Source organism: Nocardioides sp. NPDC127503, from assembly GCF_040302165.1.
Classification (GTDB): Bacteria; Actinomycetota; Actinomycetes; order Propionibacteriales; family Nocardioidaceae; genus Nocardioides.
The window spans coordinates 725,718-746,213 of sequence record NZ_JBEORH010000001.1 but is presented as its reverse complement, the minus strand read 5'-3'; the positions used below and the strand labels follow the sequence as shown (position 1 = coordinate 746,213).

The 20,496-nt window shown below is 69.6% G+C and carries 19 protein-coding genes; 9 read left to right on the top strand and 10 right to left on the bottom strand.

Translation table 11 applies throughout. The features are described 5' to 3' along the window. The first annotated feature begins 9 nt into the window (after nucleotides 1-9). The 3 genes from ABTW65_RS03660 (at nucleotide 10) to ABTW65_RS03650 (ending at nucleotide 2,523) form a co-directional block, all read left to right on the top strand. On the top strand, nucleotides 10-423 hold the full coding sequence (locus tag ABTW65_RS03660; RefSeq protein WP_350658555.1) for a carboxymuconolactone decarboxylase family protein: 414 nt from the start codon (nucleotides 10-12) through the stop codon (nucleotides 421-423). Next, nucleotides 420-2,033: an FAD-dependent oxidoreductase gene (locus ABTW65_RS03655; protein WP_350658554.1), complete on the top strand. Its 1,614-nt coding sequence runs from the start codon at nucleotides 420-422 to the stop codon at nucleotides 2,031-2,033. Before ABTW65_RS03660 ends, ABTW65_RS03655 begins: the two co-directional genes overlap by 4 nt. A 64-nt stretch (nucleotides 2,034-2,097) precedes the next feature. Next, on the top strand, nucleotides 2,098-2,523 hold the full coding sequence (locus ABTW65_RS03650; protein ID WP_350658553.1) for a nitroreductase/quinone reductase family protein: 426 nt from the start codon (nucleotides 2,098-2,100) through the stop codon (nucleotides 2,521-2,523). 3 nt (nucleotides 2,524-2,526) lie between these two features. Here ABTW65_RS03650 and ABTW65_RS03645 read toward each other — a convergent pair whose 3' ends face one another. The 4 genes from ABTW65_RS03645 to ABTW65_RS03630 are packed head-to-tail and all read right to left on the bottom strand — an operon-like array spanning nucleotide 2,527 to nucleotide 8,173. Further along, entirely contained in the window at nucleotides 2,527-3,771 is a 1,245-nt protein-coding gene (locus tag ABTW65_RS03645; protein ID WP_350658552.1) for a hypothetical protein, read from the bottom strand. Next, nucleotides 3,768-5,351, bottom strand: a complete 1,584-nt coding sequence (locus ABTW65_RS03640; protein WP_350658551.1) for a succinic semialdehyde dehydrogenase — start codon at nucleotides 5,349-5,351, stop codon at nucleotides 3,768-3,770. The genes ABTW65_RS03645 and ABTW65_RS03640 overlap by 4 nt, the downstream gene beginning before the upstream one ends. Before the next feature lie 34 nt (nucleotides 5,352-5,385). After that, complete coding sequence (locus ABTW65_RS03635) at nucleotides 5,386-7,008, bottom strand: GMC family oxidoreductase (RefSeq protein WP_350658550.1); 1,623 nt, start codon at nucleotides 7,006-7,008, stop codon at nucleotides 5,386-5,388. 1 nt (nucleotide 7,009) lies between these two features. Continuing rightward, nucleotides 7,010-8,173: a steroid 3-ketoacyl-CoA thiolase gene (locus tag ABTW65_RS03630; RefSeq protein ID WP_350658549.1), complete on the bottom strand. Its 1,164-nt coding sequence runs from the start codon at nucleotides 8,171-8,173 to the stop codon at nucleotides 7,010-7,012. 214 nt (nucleotides 8,174-8,387) lie between these two features. On the opposite strand from ABTW65_RS03630, the gene ABTW65_RS03625 reads away from it, so the two are divergent. Next, a complete protein-coding gene (locus tag ABTW65_RS03625; protein ID WP_350658548.1) occupies nucleotides 8,388-9,611 on the top strand; it encodes a cytochrome P450 in 1,224 nt (407 codons plus the stop codon). On the opposite strand, the gene ABTW65_RS03620 is transcribed toward ABTW65_RS03625, so the two are convergent. Genes ABTW65_RS03620 through ABTW65_RS03605 form a run of 4 tightly spaced genes read right to left on the bottom strand, consistent with a single transcriptional unit; the run spans nucleotide 9,602 to nucleotide 13,371 of the window. Beyond that, a complete protein-coding gene (locus tag ABTW65_RS03620) occupies nucleotides 9,602-10,108 on the bottom strand; it encodes a GNAT family N-acetyltransferase (protein WP_350658547.1) in 507 nt (168 codons plus the stop codon). The two genes, ABTW65_RS03625 and ABTW65_RS03620, sit on opposite strands and share 10 nt — an antisense overlap. 53 nt (nucleotides 10,109-10,161) lie before the next feature. Beyond that, on the bottom strand, nucleotides 10,162-11,325 hold the full coding sequence (locus ABTW65_RS03615; RefSeq protein ID WP_350658546.1) for a thiolase family protein: 1,164 nt from the start codon (nucleotides 11,323-11,325) through the stop codon (nucleotides 10,162-10,164). Further along, on the bottom strand, nucleotides 11,322-12,392 hold the full coding sequence (locus tag ABTW65_RS03610) for a thiolase family protein (RefSeq protein WP_350658545.1): 1,071 nt from the start codon (nucleotides 12,390-12,392) through the stop codon (nucleotides 11,322-11,324). Before ABTW65_RS03610 ends, ABTW65_RS03615 begins: the two co-directional genes overlap by 4 nt. Nucleotides 12,393-12,402: 10 nt before the next feature. After that, nucleotides 12,403-13,371, bottom strand: coding sequence for a Zn-ribbon domain-containing OB-fold protein (locus ABTW65_RS03605; RefSeq protein ID WP_350658544.1), 969 nt, complete (start codon nucleotides 13,369-13,371; stop codon nucleotides 12,403-12,405). An 83-nt stretch (nucleotides 13,372-13,454) separates the two neighbouring features. Here ABTW65_RS03605 and ABTW65_RS03600 point away from each other — a divergent pair, with 83 nt between their 5' ends. The 5 genes from ABTW65_RS03600 to fadD8 are packed head-to-tail and all read left to right on the top strand — an operon-like array spanning nucleotide 13,455 to nucleotide 19,004. After that, entirely contained in the window at nucleotides 13,455-14,504 is a 1,050-nt protein-coding gene (locus ABTW65_RS03600; RefSeq protein ID WP_350658543.1) for an LLM class F420-dependent oxidoreductase, read from the top strand. A gap of 31 nt (nucleotides 14,505-14,535) precedes the next feature. Further along, complete coding sequence (locus ABTW65_RS03595; protein ID WP_350658541.1) at nucleotides 14,536-15,393, top strand: SDR family oxidoreductase; 858 nt, start codon at nucleotides 14,536-14,538, stop codon at nucleotides 15,391-15,393. Beyond that, nucleotides 15,390-16,652: an NADH:flavin oxidoreductase gene (locus ABTW65_RS03590; protein WP_350658540.1), complete on the top strand. Its 1,263-nt coding sequence runs from the start codon at nucleotides 15,390-15,392 to the stop codon at nucleotides 16,650-16,652. The genes ABTW65_RS03595 and ABTW65_RS03590 overlap by 4 nt, the downstream gene beginning before the upstream one ends. Continuing rightward, a complete protein-coding gene (locus ABTW65_RS03585; RefSeq protein WP_350658539.1) occupies nucleotides 16,653-17,372 on the top strand; it encodes a PaaI family thioesterase in 720 nt (239 codons plus the stop codon). Between the two features lie 54 nt (nucleotides 17,373-17,426). Then, the gene (gene fadD8 / locus ABTW65_RS03580; RefSeq protein ID WP_350658538.1) at nucleotides 17,427-19,004 is read left to right on the top strand and encodes a fatty-acid--CoA ligase FadD8; all 1,578 of its coding nucleotides are present in this window, start codon (nucleotides 17,427-17,429) and stop codon (nucleotides 19,002-19,004) included. A gap of 6 nt (nucleotides 19,005-19,010) precedes the next feature. Here the strand turns inward: fadD8 and ABTW65_RS03575 are convergent, their stop codons facing one another. Together ABTW65_RS03575 and ABTW65_RS03570 are read right to left on the bottom strand one after the other, a co-directional pair. Then, entirely contained in the window at nucleotides 19,011-19,589 is a 579-nt protein-coding gene (locus ABTW65_RS03575; protein WP_350658537.1) for a dihydrofolate reductase family protein, read from the bottom strand. Between the two features lie 88 nt (nucleotides 19,590-19,677). Continuing rightward, entirely contained in the window at nucleotides 19,678-20,481 is an 804-nt protein-coding gene (locus ABTW65_RS03570) for a crotonase/enoyl-CoA hydratase family protein (RefSeq protein ID WP_502890537.1), read from the bottom strand. Nucleotides 20,482-20,496: the final 15 nt, after the last annotated feature.

Here is a 20,496-nt window from a genome sequence, read left to right as displayed (position 1 = left end):
CACGGACACATGACTACAGAGCACACGAGTGATGGCACCGAGAAGTTCGCCGACCTCCCCGAGCAGCGCGCCAAGGGGCTGCGCAAGATGGAGGAGGTCTACGGCTTCGACATGGCCGATGGTGAGGGCGACTTCTTCCGCTACACCGCCGATCATCTCTTCGGCGACATCTGGCAGCGTCCGGGCCTGACCACCCGCGACCGCCGGCTCCTGCTGATCGGCCTGCTCGCCGGCCAAGGTGCCGCGGACGTCCTCGGGATCCAGATCCCCGCGGCCTACGCCAACGGTGAGCTCTCCGAGGACGAGCTGCGCGAGATCGTGGTGTTCCTGAGTCACTACGCGGGGTGGCCGAACGGTGCCAGGATGAACACGGTCGTCGAGGAGGCGATCGGCAAGGCCAAACGGAGGGCTCAGCGCTCATGACGTACGTCATCACCCAGTCGTGCTGCAACGACGCCTCCTGCGTGGAGGTCTGCCCGGTCGACTGCATCCACCCCGGGCCCGACGAGCCGGGCTTCGGCGCCGCCGAGATGCTCTACGTCCACCCCGACGAGTGCATCGACTGCGGCGCCTGCGAGGACGCCTGCCCGGTCAACGCGATCTTCCCGGACTATGAGGTCCCGGACGCGTTCGCGCCCTACGTCGACATCAACGCCGCCTTCTTCGAGTTCACCGGCGAGCAGGAGGAGTCCGCGCCGCTGCCGTCGCCGGGCGCCAAGATCACCGGCACCGGCCCGCTCAAGGTGGCCGTGGTCGGGGCCGGCCCGGCCGGTTGGTACGTCGCCGAGGAGCTCGCCGCCACCCGCCGCTGCGACGTCGAGATCACCGTCATCGACCGGCTCGCGACCCCCTACGGTCTGGTCCGCTACGGCGTCGCGCCCGACCACCTGGACACCAAGGAGATCGTCTCCGGCTTCGCCAAGACGGCCCGCCACCGCCGGGTGCGGACGCGCTACAACGTCGAGATCGGGCGCGACGTCACCCACGAGGAGCTCCTCGGCGCCCACCACGCGGTCGTCTACACCACCGGCGCCGGCGAGGGCCGCAGCCTCGGCCTGCCGGGGGAGGAGCTCCCGGGCTCGACTTCCGCTGCGGAGCTCGTCGGCTGGTACAACGGCCACCCCGACCGAGCCGCGCTCACCTTCCCCCTCGCCCACGAGCGTGCCGTCGTCATCGGCAACGGCAACGTCGCCCTCGACCTGGCCAGGCTGCTGCTGGCCGACGAGGCGGCCCTGAAGGCCTCCGACCTGGCTCCGGCCGCGCTCTCGGCCCTGGCGGCCAGCGGCATCCGCGAGGTCGTCGTCACTGCCCGCCGGGGTGCCGAGCACGCCGCCTTCACCAGCCCCGAGCTGCGGGCGCTGGCCGACGCCCCAGGCATCGACGTGGTCGTCGACGAGGCGGACCTGGCCGCCCTGCCGACCGAGGCGGACACGACCGAACGCAACGCCCACACCTTCGGGGCGCTCCAGAAGGCCGACCTGCTCCGCGACCTGGCCGCCCGGCCGCGTACGGACGCCGCGAAGCGGCTTGTCCTCCGCTTCGGGCTGACGCCCACCGAGATCCTCGGCACCGAGACCGTCACCGGAGTGCGCTTCGCCAGCGGCGAGGAGATCGAGGCCGGGCTGGTGGTCCGCGCCACGGGCTACCGCTCCGCGGGCGTCGCGGGCGTCCCGAACGAGGCGGGCACCGGCCGGTTCCTGCACGAGGCCGGCCGGGTGGTCGGGGCCGAGGCCACCTACACCGCGGGATGGGCGAAGCGCGGTCCGAGCGGCGTGATCGGCACCAACCGCGCCTGCGCCGCCGAGACCGTACGCACCCTCTTGGACGACTACGCCGCCGGCTCGCTCGCCGACCCCACTGGCGATCCCCTCGACGACCTCTTGGCGGCGCGCGGCACGATCGTGGTCGACCAGACCGGCTGGAACACGCTCGACACCCACGAGTGCGAGTCGGGCAAGGAGCTCGGCCGGCCGCGGGCGAAGGTGACCGACCGGGAGGAGCAGGTGCGGATCGCGGCCCCCGCCCGGGTTTGACGGTTCTCGTTGGGGATGTCTGCAAGAGTGGGTGAAAACCGATTCCTCGGGGGAAAGGCACTCCATGTCAGGCAGCGACTACAAGGACTGGAACCAGTCGATCATCGATGAGTTCCGCTCGAACGACGGCAACGTGACCTCGGTGCCGTTCGGACGCGGGCTCGTGCTCGTGCACCACACCGGCGCCAAGACCGGCACCGAGAGGGTCTCCCCGGTCGCCAACCTCCACCCGGATCCCGACACCTGGCTGATCGCCGCCTCCAAGGCCGGCGCGCCCGAGAACCCGGCCTGGTACCACAACCTCCTGGCCCACCCGGAGACCAAGATCGAGACGCCCGACGAGGGGGTCGTCGAGGTCGAGGTGACCGAGCTGACCGGCGCCGAGCGCGACGCCGCCTGGGATCGGTTCAAGGCGATGAGCCCCGGGTTCGGCGAGTACGAGGCCAAGACCGACCGTGTCATCCCGGTCCTCGCACTTCGCCGCCACTGAACCTCAGACCGGTGTGATCGGCAGCGACCGGCGCGGCTCGAAGGCGAAGTCCGCGCCGGTGCTGAACCTCACCACCACGACCTCGGAGGCCTCGGGAGCGGGTTCGGGGCGGCGTACCACCTCGACCCGCCAGCCGTCTTCGACCGCACCGACCTCGACGTCGAGGTGAGGGTCGAGGGCCTGCACCGCGACCCGGAGCGGAACGAACCATTCCGGCCCGATCAGCGAGACCCACGCGCCGTCCTCGTCGGCGGCCGAAGGCCGGACGGTCAGCGCGTCGGCCTCCACCTCGACCGAGACGTACGCAGCGGGGTTGAGCATGGGATGGAGCGCAAGCAGCCGCAGGGCGCCCTTGGTGTCCGGCGGCAGGGAGAGCGCCCGGGCGAGGCGTGAGCCGGCGATGCCGGCGACCCCGACCAGCTGCTTGCGGCGGATGTCGACGAGCTGCTCGGGCGAGGTCACCCTGGACTCCAGCGCGAGGGTGAAGCCGCGGTCGAGCAGCGCCATCTGCAGGCAGACCTCGTCGGCGATGCGCGCCAGCGCGGAGTGGGAGAAGGCGGCCAGGTCGAGGTCGGAGACCAGCGGCCCGGCGTAGTCGGCGGCGCCGTCCTCGGACGGATCGATCGGCGCCAGCTCGAGCTGCGCGGCCCGGGAGCGCTCGTTGACGGCCAGCTCCGGGATCGCCACCGCCTCGGGGTGGGCGTCGTCGATGGTCACGGTCCAGCGGCAGTGGGGCGTACGACCGGCCGGCACCCGCGGCGGCCGGTGGACCGGGCGCACCTGGGCCCGGGGATGGGTCGCGATGGCGGTGGCGTCGAAGGTCGGGTCCTCGATGTCGTGGCACATCCCGCGGACGTACTCCTCGCCCATCGGCTCGACGTCCATCAGCGCACCGCAGTGGTCGAGGTGGAACTCGCCGTGGCGGGCGTCGTGGACGGTGTAGCGGAAGTCCATGAACTGCGGCGGTGCGCCGATGTCGAGCTGGAGGCCCTTGAAGATGGTCGGTACGTCACCCTGCCCGGCCACGGCCGGCGCGTAGCCCAGCGCGGTCTGCATCCGCCGGGTGTAGATCGGCGAGGCGGCGGCCCACTCGACGATCGCGATCCGGAGCATCTCTTCGCGCCCGAAGGCGGAGATGCACCACGCCATCCCGGAGCGGTCGATCAGCTGGCCGATCAGGAGGAGCTCGCGGACGACCTCGGCGAGCTCCTCCCGGGTCAGCTCGGAGTAACGGGAGACGGGCGTCAACGGATGCGGAGCTTCCGCATCCAGCGCAGCGACATCTGCATCTGCTTGGCGTAGTCGTCGAAGGTCTGCTTGCCCTGCGGCCCCATGACCTGCTTCTTCAGTGTCGCGACGTTCTGGGTCTCGGTGTACTTCAGCAGCCCCTGGTCACCGTGACGGGCACCGACACCGGACTGCTTCATGCCGCCCGACGGGGTCGACTTCGAGGCGTACGCGGTGGCGAGGCCGTCGTTGATGTTGACGTTGCCCGACTCGATCCGCGCCGCGATCGCCTGGGCGCGCTTGAAGTTCGTGGTCCACACCGAGGCGTTGAGCCCGTATTCGGTGTCGTTGGCCAGCTCGATCGCCTCCTCGAGGGTGGAGTAGCGGTGCAGCGAGACGACCGGCCCGAACGTCTCGGTCACCCCGTGGAGCATCTCCTTGGTGGTGCCCTCCAGGATGGTCGGCTCGAAGAAGGTCGGCCCGATGTCGGGGCGCGCCTTGCCGCCGGTCAGCACGGTGGCGCCCTTGGCGACCGCGTCCTCGACGTGCGACTGCACCCGCGCCAGATGGTCGAGGGAGACCAGCGCCCCGAGGTCGGGCCCGAAGGCGTACGCCGCCTCGATCCGCATCCCTTCGACGGCGGCCACGAACTTGTCGCGGAACTCGTCGTACATGGCCTCGGGGATGTAGATCCGCTCGATGTGCATGCAGATCTGGCCGGTGTTGCCGAAGACGGCGAACATCGATCCGCCGACGGTCTCGTCGATGTCGGCGTCGTCGAGGACGATCATCGGGTTCTTGCCGCCCAGCTCGAGACAGGCGCCGATCAGGTTGCGTCCCGCCTGCTCGCCGATCAACCGGCCGGTCGCGGTCGAGCCGGTGAACATCGCGTAGTCGACGTTGTCCAGCATCGTCGGACCGACGTCCGGGCCCTCGCCGCAGACCACCTGGAAGAGGCCCTTCGGCAGTCCCGCCTCCTCGAGCAGCGAGATCCCGAACAGCGGAGATAGCGCCGTCTTGTTGTCGGGCTTGAGGAGCACCGCGTTGCCGGCCATGAGCGCCGGGATCGCGTCGGAGAGACCGGTCGCGAACGGGAAGTTCCACGGCGCGATGATCCCGACCAGGCCGCGCGGCGGGTGGCGCTCGATCGAGCTCGACAGCACCGGCATCATGCCTGGGCGCTTCTTGTCCTTGAGCAGCTTCGGCGCCCGCTTGAGGTAGTGCGAGATCACCATCGGCGGGTCGCAGACCTCCTCGAACGCGATCCGGCGGGCCTTGCCCGACTCAGCCTGGATGAGGTCGGCGATCTTGTGCTGGTTGCGCAGGATCAGCTCGTGGGCGCGCTTGAAGACGGCGAGCCGCTCCGGGAGCGGGGTCGCCGCCCACTTGTGCTGGGCAGCCCGTCCGGCTTCGGCGGCCCGTTCCACGTCCTCCGGTGAGGACTGCGGCAGCGCCACCAGCACCTCGCCGGTGTAGACCTCGGTCAGCTTCCAGGACGCACCCGTCGAGGACGGGACCCGGGAGACCAGCTCATTCAGCAGCTCCTCGGTGATCCAGTCGGGGCGGCGTACGCCTGCTGTCTTCGCGGTGTCAGTGCTCATGTCTGCTTCCGATCAGCGGTTGTCGAGGACGGCTCTACAGATTTTCGTCAAGAACAAAGGTTGCGCAACGGTCACCGATCATGACCGCGGGAGCGTTGGTGTTGCCGCCGATGATCGACGGCATGATCGAGGCGTCGGCGACGCGGAGGCCGTCGATGCCGCGTACGCGCAGCTGCGGGTCGACCACTGCCCGCTCGTCGACGCCCATCCGGCAGGAGCCGACACCGTGGTAGATCGAGGTCGCCCGATTGGTGACCTCGTCCTTCATCGCCTCGGCGTCGATCGCCTTGCCGGGGTGGATCTCCGACTTGACCTGGTCTCCGAAGGCCGGGGCGGCCATGATCTCGCGGATCATCTCCACACCCTCGAGCAGGACGCGCTTGTCGTTGGGCTCGGCGAGGTAGTTGAAGTCGATCAGCGGCTCGGCGGTCGGATCGGCGCTGCGCAGCCGAAGCGTCCCGCGCGAGCGCGGGTAGATCAGCGACGACATCACCGTCAGCGCCGCCCGCGGGTCGACCTCGTGGCGGATCGGCGCGTCCTGGTTGGGGGAGGGGTAGGCCCAGGGGAGGACGTGCAGCTGCAGGTCGGGTACGTCGGTGGCCAACGAGGTGCGTACGAAGCCGACCGTCTCGAAGACGGTGTGGCCGAGGATCGACCTGCCGACCGTCTGCTCCTTGAGGACCGCCTTGCCGAAGTAGCCGGCGGTGCCGCGGTGCAGCGCGGTCGGCATCTCCCAGGTGGTCGGTACGAACATGTGGTCGTGCAGGTTGTCGCCGACGGGCAGCTCGTGGATCGCGGTGATCCCGCGCTCGGCGAGGTGGGCGGAATGACCGATTCCGGAGAGCATCAGCAGCTGCGCGGAGCCGAAGACGCCCGCGGAGACGATGACTTCCTGGGTCGCCGAGATCGTCTGCGGACCCTGCCTGGTGAGGATCTCGACGCCCTTGGCCCGGCCGTTCTCGATCACGATCCTCGAGACGTGCACCTGGGTGAGCGTGGTCAGGCTCGGCAGCGCTTGGTCGTGGAGGTAGCCCCGCGAGGCCGAGTAGCGCAGCCCGTCGATCGCGCTCTGCTGGAACGTCGAGACGCCCTCCTGCTCGGCGCCGTTGTAGTCGTCGAGCACCTTCACGTCGAGGGTCTCGGCGGCCGCGCGCTGGAAGGAGAGCGACGCCTCGGTCGGCCGCGGATGCTTCATGACCTTGATCGGCCCGCCCGTGCCGCGGTAGTCGGAGCCGCCGCCCTCGTAGTCCTCGACCCGCCGGTACGCCTCGTTGACCGAGTCCGCGTCCCAGCCGGTGTTGCCCTCGGCCGCCCAGGCGTCGTAGTTGGCGCGGTTGCCCCGGACCCACAGCAGGCCGTTGATGGAGGAGGAGCCGCCGAGCACCTTGCCGCGCGGCTGTGGGAGCTCGCGGTTGCGGGCGTGCTGCTGGGGGACCGTGTGGTAGCCCCAGTCGACGAGCTTCTTCAGCCGCGGCTCGGCGTGGAGCGGGCCGATCATGCCCGGCTTGGTCACCAAGTAGTTGCGCCTGTCGTTCTTCCCGGCCTCGAGCAGGATGACCGACTTCCCGGCCGCGGCCAGGCGGCCGGCGACGGCACAACCGGCCGAGCCGGCGCCGACGACGACGTACTCGGCCTCGGTGATTTTCTCGCGGGCCATCTCAGATCCTCTCGATGATGGTCGCGGTGGCCTGGGCGCCGCCGGCGCACATGGAGACCAGGGCGGTGCTGGCGTCGCGACGCTCGAGCTCGTGCAGCGCCGCGGTGAGCAGACGGGTGCCGGTCGAGCCGACGGGGTGGCCGAGCGCGATCGCGCCGCCGTTGACGTTGATCTTCTCCTCGGGGACCTGGTGCACCTTGGCCCACGACATGACGACGCCGGCGAAGGCCTCGTTGACCTCGGCGATGTCGATGTCGCCGATCGTCATCCCGGTGTCCTTCAGCGCCTTCTCGGTCGCCTGGACGGGACCGTCGAGGTGGTAGTAGGGGTCGGAGCCGACGAGGTTGGACGTCACGATCCGTGCCCGAGCCTTCAGCCCGAGCGAAGCGGCGACCGCGGAGTCCATGAGCAGGAGCGCCGAGGCGCCGTCGGAGATCTGCGAGGAGGTGCCGGCGGTGTGGGTGCCGCCCTCGAGCACCGGGCTGAGCCCGGCCAGCTTCTCGAGCGAGGTGTCGCGGATGCCCTGGTCCTCGGTGACGGTGCGTACCGAGTCGGTGGGCTTGCCCTCGTCGTCGAGCATGGGGGCTTCGACGGCGAAGATCTGGCTCTTGAAGTGGCCGGCGTCACGCGCCTGGCGCGCCTTGACCTGCGACCACAGTCCGAACTCGTCGACCTCGTTGCGGGAGAACCCGCGGTTCTTCACGATCCGGTCGGCGCCCTCGAACTGGTTGGGCAGATCGATGTTCCAGTCTGCGGGACGTGGATCGCCGGCGCCCTTGGGCACGTTGGCGCCCAGCGGGATGCGTGACATCGACTCGATGCCGCAGGCGATGCCGACCTTGATCTGGTCGGCGGCGATCATCGCGTTGATCAGGTGCGTGGCCTGCTGGGCCGAGGAGCACTGCGCGTCGATGACCGTGGAGCCGGTGTGGATCGGCAGCCCCGCGTGGAGCCACGCGCGACGAACCATGTTGTTGGACTGCTCGCCGGCCTGGGAGACGCAGCCGCCGATGACCTGATCCACCAGGTCAGGGTCGATCCCGGCGCGCTTGAGCACCTCGACCTGGGCGGCGCCGAGCAGGACGCCCGGGTGCAGGCCCGCGAGCCAGCCCTTGCGCTTGCCGATGGGGGTACGGACGGCTTCGACGATGACGGGCGTGCCCATGGAACCTCGCTCTTCGGGGGTTTCGACAAGTCGCTGGTGCGCGGGCGCGCACCGTCACGCCTGATGACGTGACACCGGTTACACTCGATTGTTCCAAAGTAGAACGTGTTCTCGTTTGACGCAACCCTTTGCGTACTGAGCCTTGTGTGATGGCGAGCACTGTGTGAACATAAACTAGAACGTGTTACAGAAAAGACCTCGAAGGAGCACACCCGTGACCGCTCTCCCCGTGGATTTCGATCCGACTGATCCCGTGCTCAACGAGGAGCGCGTCCCGCTCCAGGAGTTTCTCGAGCTTCGCAAGAACGCCCCGGTGTGGTGGGTCGAGCAGACACCGGAGGCACGCGCGGGCTTCCTCGACACCGGATTCTGGGCGGTGAGCAAGCACGAGGACATCCTTGCCGTCTCCAAGGACAACGAGAACTTCGGCACCAACGAGAACGGCGTGATCATCCGGTTCGCGCCCGACATGACCCGCGAGCAGGTCGAGCTGCAGCGCGCGATGCTGATCCACCACGACGCGCCCGACCACACCAAGCTGCGCCAGATCATCAGCCGCGGGTTCACCCCGCGGGCGATCAACGCTCTCAAGGACCGTCTGGTCGAGCGGGCCCACAACATCGTCGACGACGCCCTGGCCAAGGGCGAGGGCGACTTCGTCGCCGAGGTCGCCGCCGAGCTCCCGCTCCAGGCGATCGCCGAGCTGCTCGGCGTCCCGCAGGAGGACCGGCGCAAGCTCTTCGACTGGTCCAACCAGATGCTCGCCTACGACGACCCGGATTACAACGCAGATCCCGAGGCCGCCTCCATCGAGATCCTGACGTACGCCATGACGCTGGCCGCCGAGCGCAAGGCGGACCCCAAGGACGACATCATCTCCAAGCTCGTCAACGCCGAGCTGGAGGGCGGCGCGCTGGGCGATGACGAGTTCGGCTTCTTCGTCATCCTGCTCGCAGTGGCCGGCAACGAGACCACCCGCAACGCGATCTCCCACGGCATGCAGGCCTTCTTCGACAACCCCGACCAGTGGGAGCTGTGGAAGAAGGAGCGTCCCGACACCATGGTCGACGAGGTGATCCGCTGGGCCACCCCGGTCACCGTCTTCCAGCGTACGGCCCTCAACGACGTCGAGGTCGGTGGCCAGCTGGTCAAGAAGGGCCAGCGCGTCGGCATCTTCTACGCCTCGGGCAACCACGACGAGGACGTCTTCGACGACCCCGACACCTTCGACATCACCCGCGAGCACAACCCCCACCTCGCCTTCGGCGGCCACGGCGCCCACTACTGCATCGGCGCCAACCTGGCCCGGATGGAGGTGCGGATCATGTTCGACGTGATCGCCGACCGGATGCCCGACCTGAAGCCCAACGGCGCCCCGCGCCGGCTGCGTCACGCATGGATCAACGGCATCAAGGAGCTTCCGGTCACCTACGCCTGACCAGGGACCTTCACATTGGAGAAGTGGGGCCGGCGGAACGGATAGTGCGCCGGCACCCACTTCTTCAGCGCTTCGTAGACCACCTCGTAGAGACCCTGCTCGTACGCCTCGGTGGTCACCCACCAGCTGACGTCGACGTCGTACGCAGCCAGCTCCTCGCTCAGCTCCTGCCGGACGCCCAGCGGGTAGAGATAGGCGCATCCGACGTAGCCGAGCCCGGGCGCCTCCAGGACGTAGGAGAACGACTTGTTCTCCTTCCACTCGCCCTCGTGCCAGACCAGGTCGATGTAGTCGTCCTCCTCCGACGTCGGCCCCTCAGGCCACCCGCCGCCGCGGGTCGCGTTGATCAGGTCGCGGTCGGCGTTGATGGCGCGTACGTCATCGGCCAGGCACTCGCGCGACAGCGTCCGCGCCGTCAGATCGCCGTGGGTGAGCACCCGCGGCGCCTCGAACCCGTCCGGGACGACCAGCAGCTTGCTCAGTCCTGCGTAGCTCATGCACATGAACGATAGGGCCCGGCGAGGAACGCCGGGCCCTATCGGTGGGTGTCTCAGTTGGAAGGGGGCTGCGAACCCACGACCCACATCGCGAAGAACTGCGACCCGCCGCCGTACGCGTGCCCGAGCGCCCGGCGGGCGCCGTCGACCTGGTGCTCGCCGGCCCGGCCCCGGACCTGGAGAGCGGCCTCGGCGAAGCGGAGCATGCCGGAGGCGCCGATGGGGTTGGAGGAGAGCACGCCGCCGCTCATGTTGACCGGGAGGCTGCCATCGAGGGCGGTCTCGCCCGCCTCGGTGAGCTTCCAGCCCGTGCCCTCGGCGGCGAAGCCGAGGTTCTCGAGCCACATCGGCTCGAACCAGGCGAACGGCACGTAGATCTCGGCGCAGTCGATCTCGCGGGCGGGGTCGGTGATCCCGGTCGCCTTCCACAGCGCCGCCGCGGCCTCGCGGCCGGCCTGCGGGTTGACCTGGTCGCGCTCGGCGGCCGAGGTGGGCTCAGAGCGCATCACGGTGCCGTGGATCCAGGCGGGAGCCTCGTACGTCTTGGCGACGTCCTCGGCCGCGATCACCATCGCGCAGGCACCGTCGGAGGACGGGCAGGTCTCGTCGTAGTGGATCGGGTCCCAGAGCATCTGCGAGGCCAGGACCGACTCGACCGTGGTGCCCTCGTTGTGCAGGTGCGCGAAGGGGTTCTTCAGCGCGTTGTTGCGATCCTTGGCGGCGACGATCGCGCCGATGTGCGAGGGCGCGTTGGCGCGGCGGATGTAGGAGCGTACGTGCGGGGCGAAGTAACCGCCGGCGCCGGCGTGCACCGGCATCACGAACGGGATCGGCACCGAGAGCGCCCACATCGCGTTGGACTCCGACTGCTTCTCGAAGGCGACGGTGAGGACCTTCTTGTGGACGCCGGCCTGCACCAGCGAGGAGGCGACGATGGCGGTCGAGCCGCCCACCGAGCCGGCGGTGTGCACCCGGAGCAGCGGCTTGCCGGCCGCGCCGAGCGCCTCGGCGAGGTAGAGCTCGGGCATCATCACGCCCTCGAACAGGTCCGGTGCCTTGCCGATGACGATGGCGTCGACCTCGTCGAGGGTCAGCCCGGCGTCCTCGAGGGCGCGGTCCATCGCCTCGCGGCACAGCCCGGCCATCGACACGTCCTCGCGCTTGGCGCGGTGGTGGGTCTGGCCGATCCCGATGACGGCCGCGGGAACCTTGCTCACTTGCCACTCCCGTTCTCTTGGGCTTCCATCACGCACACGAGGTTCTGCTGCAGTGCCGGCCCGCTGGTGGCATGGCCGAGCACCTTGTCGGCGGACCCGTCCCAGATCCGTTTGGCGGCCTCGCCGATCCGGATCGCGCCGGCGCTGAACATCGGGTTGGCGGCGAGCGCCCCACCCGAAGGACTGATCTGTACGTCATCACCCAGCCCGAGCGCCGAGCGCAGGACGAGCTCCTGGTGGCTGAACGGCGCGTGCAGCTCGGCGACCTGGACACCCGCGGTGCCGCCCACAGCAGCCGCGGCCCGCTCGGCCGACCCGGAGATGGTCAGGTCGCGCGTGCCGAGGTGGAGACCATCCGAGCTGTGCGCGATCCCGGTGATCCAGGCGGGACGCTGGTTGGCGTCGTACGCCCGGTCGCCGGCGGCGAGCACGATCGCGGCCGCGCCGTCGGTCACCGGAGCGCAGTCGTGCTTGCGCAGCGGGTCGGCGAACAGCGGCCGGGCGAGCAGCTCGCTCACCGAGGAGCCGCCGGCACGGACGGCGTACTCGTTCTTCTCCGCATCGGTCAGCGACCGGTTGACGACCTCGGCCAGCGCGGCCTCGTCCCAGAGCCCGGCGTCGAGCCCGAGGCGCGCCTGGAGCGCGGCCAGGGAGACGGTGTCGGGCCACAGCGGGGTCATCGTGTAGGGGTCGAGCTGCAGCGACAGCGTACGGCGCAGCACGCCCGCCGACGCCTTGCCGAACCCGAAGACCAGCGCGGTGTCGACCTCGCCGGTCTGGATCTTGATCCAGGCCTCGTAGAGCGCCCAGGCGGCGTCCATCTCGACGTGCGACTCGTTGACCGGAGGCAGTACCCCGATCGCGTCGATCGCGCTCACGAACGAGAACGACCGGCCGGCCAGGTAGTCCGAGGAGCCCGAGCACCAGAACCCGATGTCCTTCTTGGCCCATCCGGTCTGCTCGTAGCACTCGGCCAGGATCGGCACGAGCAGCTCGGCCATGCTCGGCGACCCGTCGAAGTCCTTCATCTGTCGCTGGGCGAACCCGACGACGGCAACGTCTCTCACTGACCGCTCCTCACAGGTGGTGCTTGTAGCTGTCGAAGTCCGCGTCTGGCTCATCGGTCGGCGCGAAGTGGCTGATGTTCTCGATGCTGGTGCCCCACTCGTCGCGCGGCTTCCAGACCGCCTTGACCCGCATCCCCATCCGGACCTCGTCGGCCGGGATGTCCAGGATCAGGTGCTGCAGCGCGATGTCGGCGCCGTCGAGGAGGACGTACGCGGAGACGTACGGCGGCTTGATCTTCTGTCCCAGGAACGGGACGTTGACGACGCAGAAGGTGGTCACCGTGCCGACGTGGGAGAGCTCGATCTCCTCCGCTGTCGGCACCCCGTCGGTCGGGCAGGCGCCGCGCGGCGGGACGTAGACCTTCAGGCACTTCGGGCAGCGCTGGCCCAGGATCCGTCCCTCGGCCAGGCCGCGGAAGAACGAGGACTCCTCCGGCGAGGCCGCGTAGTGGTAGTCGAGGCTGACCGGGGTCACGATCCGGGTCACTGCGGTCTCGCTGGTCGAGCCGGATTCGTGAGGGACGAGCGAATTCGTGTCGAGACCAACAGAGTCAGCCTCGAAGACGAGATCGTTGACCGAGCCGGTCCGCTCCTCTGCCCATCTCGCCCGGACCCTCATCCCGGTCTCGATGTCGTCGGGGGAGGCGACGTCGACGGCGTGCAGCCATGGGGTGTCGGCGCCGTCGATGGTGATCAGGGCGTACGCGAACGGCCTCGCGAACGGCTGTCCGGCGACGGGCTCGCTGACCCAGGTCCACGAGGTGACCGTGCCGGTGTCGGGAAGCTCCACGAACTCGGTCACGGCCTGGTGCGTGACCGGGTCGTACTCAGGGGGTGGGACAGCGACTCGACCGTCGCCGAGCCGGCCGCCGACGATGGTGGTGTCTCGCAGTCCGGTGAGAAAGCGGCCGATCACCGGGCCTGTGGATCTGGTGTAGTCGAAGGCGACCGTCACGGGTGCCTGCAGGGTGCGACTCATGACAGAAAGTGAAACACGTTCTAGTATTGGCCACAACCCGTACGCCATGCAGATCGGCGGCGGAGCCGCGGACGAAGGAGTCGATGAGAGTGAAGTTGGGGCTACAGCTTGGCTACTGGGGAGCACAGCCACCGACCGGCGTCGGCGAGCTCGTCGCCGCCGCGGAGGAGGCCGGGTTCGATGCGATCTTCACCGCTGAGGCCTGGGGGAGTGACGCGCTGACGCCGCTGGCCTGGTGGGGCCGGGAGACCTCCCGGGTCCGTCTCGGCACCTCGATCGTGCAGATGTCCGGGCGTACGCCGACCTCGATCGCGATGCACGCGCTGACGCTCGACCATCTTTCCGGTGGCCGGTTCATCCTCGGGCTCGGCGTGAGCGGCCCACAGGTGGTCGAGGGGTGGTACGGCCAGCCGTTCGGCAAGCCGCTGGCCCGGACTCGCGAGGTCGTCTCGATCATCCGCCAGGTGCTCGCGCGCGAGGCACCGGTGACCAACGACGGGCCGCACTACCCGCTGCCCTTCAAGGGGGAGGGGTCGGTCGGGCTCGGCAAGCCGCTCAAGCCGATCGTGCACCCGCTGCGCGCCGACATCCCGATCTGGCTCGGCGCCGAAGGCCCCAGGAACGTGGCCCAGACCGCCGAGATCGCCGACGGCTGGATCCCGATCTTCTACACCCCCAGGTCCGCCCCGATGTACGCCGACTGGCTGGCCGAGGGCTTCGCGCGACCTGGGGCGCGGCGTACCGCCGACGACTTCGAGATCGCCGCGACCTGCCACCTCCAGGTCGTCGCCGACGCGGAGGAGAAGCAGGCGGCGCTGGAGGCGATGAAGCCGTTCGCGGCCCTCTACATGGGCGGGATGGGCGCCAAGGAGCAGAACTTCCACAACCAGGTCTTCGAGCGGATGGGCTACGCCGAGCTCGCCGGGCAGGTCCAGGCGCTCTACCTGACCGGTGAGAAGGAGAAGGCCACCGCGCTCATCCCTGACGAGCTCGTCGACGACCTGCACATCATCGGCACCGAGGGCGAGGTACGCGACAAGGTGGCCCAGTGGGAGGAGACCGGTGTGACCACCCTGCTGCTGAGCCTCGGCTCGGCCACCGACGTCCACCGCATCGCCGAGGTGCTCGGATGACGGCTACGCAGATCTCCGGGGCCGTCCGCTGATGGCGGTCTATGCCGTCACCGGATCGGCCTCGGGCATGGGCGCCGCCGTCGTCGAACGGCTCCTCGCCGCCGGACACCGGGTCGTGACCGTCGACATCGCGGAGGCCGATGTGGTCGCAGACCTGTCGACGCCGCAGGGCCGCCGCGACGCCACCGAGAAGGTGCTCGCCACCTGTGGCGGCCGGCTCGACGGTGCGGTCCTCGCAGCCGGGCTCGGGCCGGCGCCGGGGCGCGAGCGGCCCGCCCTGATCACTCAGGTCAACTACCTCGGCGTCGTCGAGCTCCTCGAGGGCTGGCGCGAGGCGCTCGCCGCCACCGGCAACGCCAAGGTCGTGGTCTTCTCCAGCAACTCGACCACCACGATGCCGCTGGTCCCGGCACGGGCGGTCGCGGCGCTGCTCGAGGGCGACGCGGAGCGGGCGCTGAAGGCGTACCGGATCTTCGGGAAGCAGGCGCCGGCGATGGCCTACGGCGCCTCTAAGGTCGCCGTGACCCGCTGGGTGCGGCGGCGCGCGGTCGAGCCGGAGTGGGTACAGGCCGGGATCCGGCTCAACGCGATCGCGCCGGGCGCGGTGCTGACGCCGCTGCTGGAGAAGCAGCTCGCGACGCCGGGGGAGGCGAAGGCGATCCGGTCGTTCCCGGTCCCGGCCGGAGGCTACGGCGACCCCGGGCTCCTCGCCGACTGGGTGATCCACATGCTCGGCCCCGCCGCGGACTTCATGGTCGGCAGCGTCGTCGTGGTCGACGGCGGCACCGACGCCTGGTTCCGGGCCGACGACTGGCCGCGGCCGGTGCCCGGCCGGCGGCTGCGCAGCTATCTGCGCAGGATGCGCGAGTTCAGGAAGGTACGCGCGTGACCGACTCCACGACCGACCCGCTCGCCCCGGCGACGCTGGGCCCGGTGACCCTGCGCAACCGGGTGATCAAGGCGGCGACCTTCGAGGGCGCCTCGCCCGGGGCGCTGGTCTCGGACCGGCTGATCGACTACCACCTCGCCGTCGCGGAGGGCGGCGTCGGGATGACCACGGTCGCCTATCTCGCAGTGGCCCCGGAGGGACGTACGCATGCCGACTGCATCTACTGGCGCCCGGAGGCGCTGCCCGGGTTGCGACGGCTGACCGAGGAGGTCCATGCGACCGGCGCCAAGATCTCGGCCCAGATCGGTCACGCCGGCCCGGTGGCCAACGCCAAGTCCAACGGGGTGCCGTCGCTGGCGCCGACGCGGTCGTTCAACGCGCTGGGGATGGCGTTCAACCGCGCCGCGACAGCGGAGGACCTCGACCGGGTCGTCGAGCAGCACGGCGCCGCGGCCCGGATGGCGGTCGAGACCGGGTTCGACGCGATCGAGGTGCACCTGGGCCACAACTACCTGCCCAGCTCGTTCCTCAGCCCGCGTCTCAACCCGCGCACCGACGAGTTCGGCGGGTCGCTGGCCAACCGGGCCTCATTTCCGCGTCGGATCCTGGCCGCAGTGCGGGAAGCAGTCGCCCAAGTGGGTGGCGGCCAGGTCGCCGTGCTCGCCAAGATGAACATGCGCGACGGCTACCGCGGCGGGTTCGACCTGCCGGAGTCGGTGGAGTTCGCGCGCCTGCTGGAGTCCGACGGTCATCTCGACGCGCTCGAGCTCACCGGGGGCTCCTCGTTCATGAACCCGATGTACCTCTTCCGCGGCGACGCTCCCTACCGCGAGATGGCCGCCAACATGCCGCTGCACCCGGTGATCAGGATGGGCATGCGGATGGTGGGGAAAGGCTTCTTCAAGGAGTACCCCTACAAGCCGCTCTACTTCCTCGACAACGCCCGCGAGTTCCGCCGCGCCCTGAGCATGCCGCTGGTCCTCCTCGGCGGAGTCACCGACCTGACCGGGATGCGGACCGCGATGGACGAGGGCTTCGAGTACGTCGCGATGGCCCGCGCATTGCTTCGCGAGCCGGACCTGGTCAACCGCCTCCGGGCCGACCCCTCGACCGTGTCGCGATGCACCCACTGCAACCTGTGCATGTCGACCATCTACCCGGGGACCCACTGCCACCTCGACGACGAGCACGTCTACGGTGAGGCTCACCCGATTGTGGCCGACTCCTCTTCGGCCGACAGACCTGAGACGAGTAGCTAGATGTCCTCCATGCACTACGGACGCGCCCACCACCCGCAGGCTCCTGCCGGATACGTCCACGACGACATGACCAAGGCTGAGATCAAGGAGCGAGAGGCCGCCCTGGTCCCGCTGACCGACTCGGTGCGCAGTCTCGTCGACGCCGTCGTACGCACCCAGGTCCCGGACTCGGTCCTCGATGACGTACGCCGCCGGGTCGAGGCGCTGACCGATGAGCTGCTCGCCGACGCACTGCCCGGCCCGCACGGAGTGCGGTTCGGCGCGGACGGCGGCTTCCGCAACTACGGCAACCCGGTGGTCGGGAAGGGGAACGCCTTCGCCCCACCGCTGGAGGTCCAGCGCGACGGCGAGGACGTCTGGGCCGACTTTTCACTCGGGCCGGCGTACGAGGGCCCGCCCGGACTGGTCCACGGCGGTGTCTCCGCGCTGATCCTGGACCAGCTGCTCGGCGAGGCCGCCTCGGCGGGTGGCCGGCCCGGGATGACCGGCACCCTGACGATCGTCTACAGGCACGGGACCCCGCTGGGTCCGCTGCGCGGTGAGGCGCGGATCGAGTCGACCGAGGGTGTGAAGGCGGTCGTACGCGGCCGGCTGCTCACCCGGCCGAGCGACGGCTCCGAGCCGGTGCTGTGCGTCGAGGCGGAGGGGATCTTCATCCTGCCGCGGTGGGCACGCGAGGCGATGGCCGCCGCCGACCGGGAGCACGTCGGCGACGCCTGATCGACTGTTGGTGACCTCTAGAACACGTTCTAGTTTCACGATAAGGTGCGGGGCATGGATACCAGCCGCATCGGTCCCCACAACGGTCATCTGATGGTCTCGGCGCTGGAGCGCCACAAGAGCCGTCCGATCATTCATCTCGGAGACGTGAGTCTGACCGGGGCGGAGGTGGCGGCGCGGATCAACCAGTACGTCCAGGCCTTCGAGGCGCTCGGCGCCGGCACCGGCTCGGCGACCGCGCTGCTCGCGCTCAACCGTCCCGAGGTGCTCTTCATCCTCGGTGCCGGCCAGACCCAGGGATTCCAGCGCACCTCGCTGCACCCGCTGGGGAGCGCCGAGGACCAGGCGTACGTCATCAACGACGCCCAGATCACCGGCCTGGTCATCGACCCCTATTTCGTCGACCGCGCGGTCGAGCTGCTCGAGCTGTGCCCCGGGCTCAAGCAGGTGCTCACCATCGGGCCGGTGCCGCCGCAGCTGGCCGACATCGGAGTCGACCTCGTTGCCGCCGCGGAGACCTATCCGGTCGAGCCGCTCGCAGCCAAGCTGCTCCCGCCGGACCACGTCACCTCGATCACCTACACCGGCGGGACGACCGGGAAGCCGAAGGGCGTGATCGGGCTGTCCGGGTCGTTCGCGACGATGACCCAGGTGCAGCTCTCGGAATGGGAGTGGCCCGAGGCGCCCCGGTTCCTGATGTGCACGCCGCTCTCGCACGCCGGCGCCGCCTTCTTCGTGCCCGTCGTGATCAAGGGCGGCACGCTCTTCGTGATGCCGAGGTTCGACCCGGCAGCTGTCCTGGAGACCATCGAGCGCGAACGGATCTCCTCGCTCATGGTGGTCCCGACGATGCTCTACGCACTCCTCGACCACCCCGATTCGCGCACCCGCGACCTGTCCTCGCTCGAGACCGTCTACTACGGCGCCTCCGCGATCAACCCGGTGCGCCTGGCTGAGGCGATCGACCGGTTCGGGCCGATCTTCGCGCAGTACTACGGCCAGTCCGAGGCGCCGATGGCGATCACCTACTTCGCCAAGGTCGACCATGTCGACGCCGACGGGAAGCCGCTCACCCACCGGCTCACCTCCTGCGGTCGGCCGTCCGCCCTGGTCCGTACGGCCCTGCTCGATGCCGACGGCACGCCGGTGGCGCCCGGTGAACCGGGGGAGATCTGCGTCGCCGGACCGCTGCTCTCCGGCGGCTACTGGCAGCTGCCCGAGGTCACCGCCGAGACCTTCCGGGATGGCTGGATGCACACCGGCGACGTCGCCCGCGAGGACGAGGACGGATTCTGGTACATCGTCGACCGCACCAAGGACATGATCGTCACCGGCGGCTTCAACGTGTTCCCCCGTGAGGTCGAGGACGTCATCGCGACCCATCCCGCGGTCGCCCAGGTGGCCGTCATCGGCACCCCGCACGAGAAGTTCGGCGAGGCGGTCACCGCCGTGGTCGTCCCGCGTCCCGACGCCGTCCTCTCGGACGAGGTCGTCGCCGAGATCCAGGCCCTGGTCAAGGAGCGGAAGGGCTCCGTGCAGGCGCCGAAGTCGGTCATCGAGATCGACGCGATCCCCATGACCGCCCTCGGCAAGCCGGACAAGAAGGCTCTTCGAGCCCGCTTCTCGCAGTGACGTACGTCAGGGGTAGCGCACCGCGTACCGAAGGTGGGTCACCCCGCGCCCCTCGAGGCGTCGGGTGAGCTCGAGCTCGACGGGCCCGACGCCGTCGTCGGGGAAGAGTCGCCTCCCGGCACCGAGGAGCACCGGCACGAGATGGATCTCGATCTCGTCGAGCTGGCGGGCGCCGAGGAGCGCCTGAGCGACGCCGGCGCCGTGTGCCATGACGACCTTGTCGCCGGACGCCTGCCTCGCCTCGTCGGCGCAGCAGTCGACGTCGGTGAAGTAGCGGGCGCTGCCCGGCGGGACGTCGTCGGGGTGATGGGTCAGCACGTGGATCGGCACGCCGTCGTGGTGGTCGCCGCCCCAGCGGTCGGCCAGCTCATACGTACGCCGCCCGGAGATCAGCGCGCCCGTCGCGAGGTACTCCCGGTAGACGTCGCCGTTCACCCCGGCGCCGTGACGGTCGTCGAGCCAGTCGAAGATCCGCCCACCGCCCCGGCCGAGCCCTTGGCCGTGACGATCGTCGGGCCCGGTGACGAACCCGTCCAGGGTCATCGACATGGTCAAGCGGATCGGGGTGCGTGAAGTGTCGGACATGGAACCCTCCTGAGTGCGGTGAGGCGCGGCCGATCGGCCACGCTCACCAACACCACGATCGGGTGCCGGTCAGTCCGACAGTTCGGGCTCAGCGTCCCTTGAACTCGGGCTTGCGCTTCTCCAGGAAGGCCTTGGGGCCCTCCTTGGCGTCCTCGGAGGCGAAGACGGCGGCGCCGACCTTGGCGTCGTCGGCCCAGGCCTCCTCCTCGTGCTTGCCCTCGGACTCGCGCATGGTGCGGAGGATCGCCTGGACGGCCAGAGGCCCGTTGGCGGCGACCATGTCGGCGAGCTCGTGGGCCTTCTCGAGCGCGGTGCCGTCGGGGACGACATGGCCGATCAGGCCGAGCTCCTTGGCCTCGGGGGCGAGCAGCGTACGTCCGGTCAGCAGCAGCTCGGCGGCGACGGTGTAGGGGATCTGGCGGGGGAGACGGACCGCCGAGCCGCCCATCGGGTAGAGCGACCAGCGGGCCTCGGCGACGCCGAACTTGGCCGACTCGCCGGCCACCCGGATGTCGGTGCCCTGCAGGATCTCGGTGCCGCCGGCGATCGCGGGGCCCTCGACGGCTGCGATCAGCGGCTTGGTGAGCCGGAAGCCCTTGAGCAGACCCTTGATCACCGACGGGTCGAAGCCCTCCTCGAACGACTCCGAGGGCGGCTTCTCGTCGGCCTTCTTCAGGTCCATCCCGGCACAGAAGTAGCCACCCGCGCCGGTCAGGATGCAGACCCGGATCTCGGGGTCCGAGTTCACCCGGTCCCAGGCGTCCTCCATGATCCGCAGCATCTCGGAAGAGAGGGCGTTGCGGCGCTCGGGACGGTTCATGGTGACGATGAGCTTGTGGCCGTCCTGCTCGACGATCGCGTGCGGCTGAGCAGAAGATTCTGTGATCGGCATAACATCAGACCCTAG